This is a genomic window from Streptomyces sp. NPDC090442, assembly GCF_044769405.1.
Taxonomy (GTDB): domain Bacteria; phylum Actinomycetota; class Actinomycetes; order Streptomycetales; family Streptomycetaceae; genus Streptomyces.
The window spans coordinates 1-7,565 of record NZ_JBIVXW010000148.1 but is presented as its reverse complement, the minus strand read 5'-3'; the positions used below and the strand labels follow the sequence as shown (position 1 = coordinate 7,565).

Sequence of the window (7,565 nt, the reverse complement as noted above, 5' to 3'; positions counted from 1 at the left end):
AGTCTCAGCTGATCCCAACGGAACTTCGGCTCTTCTCGTCACGGAGGCTCCCACCAGGCCAGACGCATGATCAACAGGAACTTGCATCAGCCCTGACACCATGATCAGAAAGCCCAGCGCGGCTATCTACAGCTGCCGTGACAGTATAGGAGAGTTTGCACCATGATTTACACGGACATCTACGCCCGAGTCATAGACGCCGCCAGCAACATCAAGGAGCAGCCAGGGTACCCTCCTGAGTGCATAATTGACGGCGATGGAAGGACTTCCTATCGCAGTGAGCGACCTGCCAGCAGTGATGACTGGATCATGTTTGAGCTTGATTCGCTGCAGTTCATTGAGAGTGTGTACATGCTGGGAAGCGATATACCTAGCGGGACCCTGCAGTATTCTACCAACAAGGAAAATTGGCTGGATTTACCGACGACTTTCGATCCGAGCGTCGGGCTTTATTATCGGGGAGTAAAATTCCAGGCTCGTTACGTGCAGGCTCTCTTCCCCGATCCTGGAGCGTCCCGCCCGATGACAGTGAGGGCTTTCACAGCAGGCCTCCCTTATGAGCCGTTCGAGGGTCCGCAGCCTTCTGCTCGTTCCAATATCGACGCCAGTCCCGGGTATGAGCTGGAGAATATTCTGGACGGCAAATCTGATTCTTCGTTCACCAGCAACCTTCATGTGTCGGCCGGGGATTGGATTGCCGTTGACCTGAAGTGCGCTGACTACGTGCGCTCGGCGGTGATGTCGTTCGGTGCGCTTCGCCCGCCGAAGGCTGTTCTGGAATTCTCTGAAGACGGTCGCATCTGGAATGAGCTGTCTGTCTATTCTGGAGGGGCAGGTGCGCCGGTTCAGCTGTCCTATGCAGCTGAACCGGGTTCGGAGATACTAGCCCGTTTTCTTCGTATGCGCATGCTGGACGACAGTTCTGGGAGAATACAAGTCTGTTTGTTCGAGGCGGATCTTGTCAGTTCTCCCGCTCATGCCCGTTCCGACCTCGGTGTCACCGAACCTCATGGCTTGGGAGGGATGCTGGACGGGAAGTCTGACACATACTATCTGAGTGGCCCAGCGGGCTCTGAGACACCGGCATTTCCGTCCATTTCACTTGACCTTGGGACTGCTCAGGATATCTCTCGGATTCATTTACTGTTGGGGGATACACAAGGAGGTTTCCGGCCTCCCAACTCGGTGCTCGAGTCATCTCCTGACGGCTTCAGCTGGGTTCGGGTGGGGTGGGTTGATCCGAGCGTGCCAGATTCATGGGTCACGCCTGAGAAGAGGCTGGTAACCCGTCACCTGCGCATGCGTATTACCGGAATGCTGCGCGAAGGGGACAAGATTGCTATACGATCGTTCGAGACGGAGAGCAATTCGGCTAGAACATTTTCCCGGTATGTTGAATATGATCCGATAATGCCGGGAAGGAGTTGGACACTCAAGGAATATGAGCCAGACCGCATGGTGGACGGGGATCCAGGAACGTATTTTTTGAGCTATTTTGCCGTCCGCTCTGGCGATTATATTGAGGTGGATTTCGGCGCAGAAATTTCAGTTCCACAGATTTTCCTTGCGTTGGGGGACGGGGACGGGGGTTATGAAGCACCAGCGTGCAAGCTGAGGTACTCGGGCGATGCAGAGAGCGGATGGAAAGACCTGACTGATATCCCAGCTGGGCAGTCCGATTTTTTGTATGAGCCGACTATGGAGGCCGGGTTACGAGCACGGAAGCTGTCACTGTTATTCACCGCGTCATCGGGAAGAGTGGCGGTTCGAGCGTTCACGATCAGCATGGCAGGTTTGGCTGACTCGGTTGAGCTTGCACAGGATGTCACTGTTGGCGATGAGGTTCTTTCACCAGGCAGCGGCGCAGGACTGCTGGCTGCTTTCCGCAGGCCAGATGATGTGCTAGGGACTGGCGTGGAGAGCCTGGAAGCCCTCATGCGAACTGCCGGGCAGTCTGCAGCCGACGTGCAGTACATCCGAAGAAGAGAGGCGTCCCCGACGGGCTGGGTCACGTTGCTTCCTTTCGCAGACAGCGGCCAGAATCTCAGCGTAGAAAGCATCGCTGCGTTGACTGCGGGCAGCGGTGTGCCTGGTTCCCTGGGGCACCGTGCAATTGCTTTTTTGCAGACCACCGGGCCCGAATCTGGCCTTTACTATTCGGAGAAGACGCTGACCAGCAACTGGAGTCGTTTAGTGAATGTCTCCGGCCCTACTGCCCGTGCTCCACGCCCGGTCCACACATCTGACGGACAGCCCGTTGTCTACGCTTTGGAGCAGGAACCTGACGTGGAACATGGCTATCGCCTGCTCCTCTTCTGCGTCAACAGCCGTGCCGGGACGCCGGTGCCTAAAATGGTCAGCCTGGGCGACGTTGCAGGATTACCGGAAAACCCGCAGGACAGTGACTTCTACCTTGTCCCCGTCGCGCCTTCGACGGCTGGCAGTATGGCCTTGGCAGTTGTCAAGGACGGGGTGCTTCATATCACCATGTTCGACCCCGACTCTTCCACTCTCACTGGTGCGGCCCACCATATTGATGGCGCCACAGCGATGGCGGGAGGATTCTATTCTGATTCTGACCCGGGTGGGTTCCAAATACTCTTCAAGGCTGGGTCGGAAGTCCGAGCGATACGAGTCGCCTATGAAGAAAGAATCAGTTTTGGGGAAGTGAGCAGCCTCATCGGTGCACCGATCTCGGTCGGAAGCGACACTGATCGCGCTTACATCCGTGAGGTGATGCACCAGCCCGATGAAACTGGCGGGCGAGTCATCTATTATACGGGCAGCCTGGGCGATCCGTTGAAGCCTGGTAGCCGGGATGCCGCCTGGGTGCAGCGGTGGATCAAGCCGCCTGTGCCTGACGTTCCGGACTGGCCGGTTCCGGAGTGGGGGGAAGCCATACCTATCGGGGCTGAAACGGTGCTTGCCCCGCTAGCGGACGAACCCGAGGTGTACCTGGGTTGGAGGGCTCACCGCACGGACACGCCGCGTTCTGGTCTGTGGGCGCATGTACGGGACCGGCGGTCGGGCCGATGGTCCCATTCGCACGTCCTGGTCGGTGATGCTGCGGTGGTCAGTGGTCATGCGCGGACCGAAGCTATGGAGACGACCCGCTACCGCGCAATACTCACGGTGCCAGGGCGGGTACCAGACGCCCCAGTGACACTGGCAGTGCCGCGCGGTGCACCGGGTTTCGAGATCCTCCTGGGCGGCCGCTCTCACTGGATCAGCCGTGATCCCACACCCGCGCGCACGGACATGTACGGCAGACTGGCGTTCACTGCGCCGGCTACAGGCCTCGGGGGTCCAGAGATTCAAGTGACAGTCCCCGGATTCGTCCCTCGCACTGTGCGGCTGTCAGGCGACATAGTGGCCTACCTCTCCGGCATCAAGGACGACTTGAATCCCACTAACCCGCCTGTAGTGGATTCCTCAGGGCAGGAGCTACGCCCGGGCGGCGCTCTTCCTCCCTTTGACGAGGACGGACGGACGCTGGCGACGGCCCGGCGTTCCGACGGCTCTCTCGTGGTACCTGCAGCCACTGCACGCGCCACAGTGGCTCAAGCGGCACAGGCTCTCCAGGCCATGGCTCAGGCTAGCATCGGCACGTTCTCCGGCGCGGGTTTTGATGTGGACCTGGAAGCGGCAGGAGGGGTGAGATTTCGTGCCCTCGAAACTCAGGAGGAACTTTCTGCAGCTCGGACGGCCAGCTTTGGTGATGGCGAGGCAGAAGGGTTCTGGGACTGGGTTGTCAGCGCACTTGGCGACGCATGGGAGGGCGTCACTGCAGGTGCACTGAGAGTGCAGAAGTTCCTTGTGGATGTGGCCAACAGGACCGCAGACCTCTTTATCTACGTGGGCGGGAAGATTGTCAAAGCAGCCAGCGCGACCTGGCAGTCCTTGCAAGAACTTGCCGGCTTGGCCGTTCAGGTATTCGAGGCTATTAAATCCCGGGTCGAGGACGCTATCGACTGGCTGAAGGCCCTGTTCGACTTCGATGCGATCCGAAACACTCAGAAGGGGCTGATTGAGGCGATCGATTTCGCGCTGGCCCGCGCTCAAGGCTCCCTTGACTTCTACGAAGAGGGACTTTCAGGATGGGCCGAGGGGCAGAAGAGCGCCGTGCAACGGGCTTTCCAGCGCATCCGTGACGAAGCTGGACTCCAGGAATTGGTCGATGTGGCACCGAGCATCGAAGAGGAGTCCGGCAGCTACCAGCAACAGACTGAAGACCCTCACGCAAACTGGCTGCATGATAAAGTAGACGTCAAAGACATAGACGCGACTGCCCCTTCGCCGGCACCTGACCTGATCAGCAACCTCGGGCGCTCCGTAGAATCAGAAGAAGATTTCCTGACATCGGGCTCTACGGGCTCTACGGAAAAATTCAAGGAAATCACCAGCAGCCCTTCTGGTCTCTTCTCCACCGCAGTCAAACACCTGCTTGACCTCGTTGAGGAGATTGCACTTCATGCCATAGACATGACAATTGAGGCAATCTCCGCAGCAATATCTCTCGCGCGCGATCTCCTGTCTCTCATCCGCATTGCCATGACCACTGAGTTTAAACTTCCCACGATAGTGGATGCTGCGTGGAACTGGGTAACAGGAGGCGGAGTTCCTTGTACTTTGGCGTCCGTGACCGCTCTTATCTTGGCCTTCCCCGTCACCATCGCATACAAGTTGGCTCACGGAGTCGCACACGAGCCGTTCCCCGGTGGCAAACTACCCGACATGACTCCCAGTACACAAGCAGAGCACGATGAAACCAGGGTGCTGGCACCCAACCCCTTCAACTTCTTCGGAGAGATGGCAGGAATCGTCAGAGCCTGTGGATCACTATTCGCAGCCGCCCTCGACGGAGTCGAATACGGGGCCGAGCTGCCCGGCGGAACACCAGGATCCCGCATCGTCATCGGTCTCGCAGCGATCGAATACTCTATTCTCTCGATTGACCTTGCATTCTGCGGGGCCGCAGAGGGGTTCGCGAGAGATGCTTACACGTGGACATACTGGGGAATAGCGGCCTTCGGATTGGGGATGGCGTGGGTGCTTAAATTCTACAAGCGAGTGCAGACCGCCGCAGAGGGCAAACTTATCCTTTCGCTGGCCGTCGAAATATTCGCCTTCCTTTACATAACCATGCTCGCATTTGACTGGGCCATGCGCGGAAAGCCTGATTTGTTTGCGCTGTCCTTGACTCTGTCTGGCATTCTGCTGTGCGTGCCGGATGTGTTCGGTGCTGTAGCAAGCGTGCAAAGAGACCCAGCCATTAAGGGAAAGTTTGTACTGCTCAAAATGATCGTAGACCTTGCGGCGCTCATCCCGTCAGGCGTGCTGGCCTACGTGGGATACACGAATCGGGAGATCGAAGACGCAAAACTCCGCATCAACGATCTAGACTTCACGGTCGGCGAACAGATCAGACTCGACTATTCCATCCGCCAATGGGATTCTGCACGCGATACTCTCAATATATGGCGTGACGGGGGAAGTACCGTCTACGAGCAGATACTTCCATCGGCCTACGGAAGTCAGCAGGTACAGACAGATTCTACATGGGTGCCCGGAACTTACCACGCCACCATTGTAAGAGGTGACACTCGGCTAACCGAGCCGGTCCGATTCACCGTGAAGGAAGCGCCGGTGGATTCGTTGGTGGGTTTGTTGGGGCGGGCGGGTGCGTCGGGGGCTGTTCCGCCGCGTGTGATTGTTCCGGGTCTGAGTGGTGTGGTGGAGCATGGTGTTCCTGCGGGGGGTTTTGCGGCTACTGCTCGCGCTGAGGCGCCAGGTGCGGGTGGGGTGGATGCGCGGGTCGTGGTTCTGAGAACCGCCGTAAGCGGTGGGGCTGCTGGTCCTGGGGGTTCGGTGGTGGTGGGGGTGGTGGAGGCTGGGGTGGGTCTGGATGGTGTGGTGTTGCCGTTGCTGGGGTTGCCGGCGGGGGCGGTGAGGGTTCCTCATGTGCATTTTGTGTTCTGCTCGCGTGCTGTGTCGGTGGAGGAGGCGGGTGAGGTCAATGCGGTGATCGGGAGGGATCTTCCTGTGGGGACGCCGTTGCTTCCGGTGGGGGAGGAGGGTTACGGGGCGGGGTGGTGTGCGGCGGTGACGCATGCCGCGTCGGGTACGGATGAGGGGGTGGAGATCGTGCCCTGGCCCGGCCGGCCATCGGTGCGGGCGGGCGGGGAGCGGGGGCCTGCGATGTCGGTTCCAGGAGGGGGCGCGGGTTCTTCGCAGGCCGGTGTGCCGGTGCCTGTCCGGGCGGGGACGGTGTCTGGACGGGGTGTGGTGGGGGTGCGTTTGGGGCCGGTGGAGATTGCGGGGGTGCGGGCTGTCTGTGGGGATGAGCTGCTGGTGCGGTTGGACTGCGGTATCCGGGTGGGGGGCCTGCGTTTCGAGCCAGATCAGCTGGGTTTCGCCGTGTCGTTGGAGGGCGATGGGTTCGTCTGCCGGGTCACTCTCGCGGGGGCGAGCGTGCAGGGGGCCGGGGTGGGGGTGACCCTCGCGGGTGCTTTGGTGCCGGAGCCCGGCGACACGGCGTTGGGCGGGGAGGTGGTGGCGGAGATCATGCTGACGCCGCAGGGGCCGTCGGTGATGTTGGCGATGTCGGCGTTGTGGGAGTATCGGTCACCTCAGCCGTCGTTGCTGCTGTATGCGGAGGAGCACCGGGCGCACGGGGCTGTGGCCGGGGGGGTGTGGCCGCTGGCTGTGCTGGCTTTGTCGGCTGGTGTGGGCGTGCATACCGGTGTGCGGCTGCCGGCCCGGGGCGAGGAGGACTCGTTCCCGCTGGTGCAGCGTCTGGATGCGGGCGGTGGGCGGCTGACGGCTCGGCAGGCTTTGGAGCTGCTGCAGCGCGGGGGCTGGCTGACGGTGCAGCAGGGCCGGTGGTGGATGGCTGGCGGCATCGAGTACAGCATCTATGAATTCATGCACGCGAAGGGGCTGCTGTCGGCCGATGACAGCAGCAGCCAGGACACAGATACCGTGGTCTTGGGGCGCGAGACCCTGCGTTTCCCGCCGACCGGGGGCCTGGTTATGGCCGCGCATGTCAACGTCGACTACACGATGCGCCGCAAGCCTGTTGAGGGCCTGCTGTTCTACGACACCACGGCCGGGCCCGGCTCCTATTTCATGGACCGCCGTCTGCACCTGGACGGGCCGGTGGCCATGCGCCTGTGGACAGCGGGCACACGCCGGGGCGACTTCGCCTTGTCCGCCGGCGGCTACCACCCCGCCATCGCCCCCCGCTACCCCGCCATGGGCAGCCTGACGCTCTTCTCCTGGTCTCCGGGCGGGAACATCACCGCTACGGGAAGCATCTACGGCGCGGTCGTCCCCAACATCTCGATGTTCGGCGGGCGTCTGGACCTGGACTACGCCGCCGGCGGCGCCATCCATCTCCAAGCATGGATGCACGTCAGCCTGCACACCCTCATGCAGTGGAAACCGTTCCAGTTCCTCACCTCGATAGGGGTGCGGGTGGGGGCGGCGGCCACCGTCAAGGTGTGGTTCATCCGGGTGAGGGTGTCCGTGGAGGTCGGTGTCGACCTCGACATCTGGGGCCCCCC

Annotated in this window: 1 protein-coding gene; it reads left to right on the top strand. The window is 60.7% G+C overall.

What is annotated here, in order from left to right:
- Positions 1-162: 162 nt before the first annotated feature.
- A partial coding sequence (locus tag ACIQU6_RS43260; protein ID WP_403487994.1) for a DUF6603 domain-containing protein occupies positions 163-7,565 on the top strand: 7,403 nt, incomplete at its 3' end.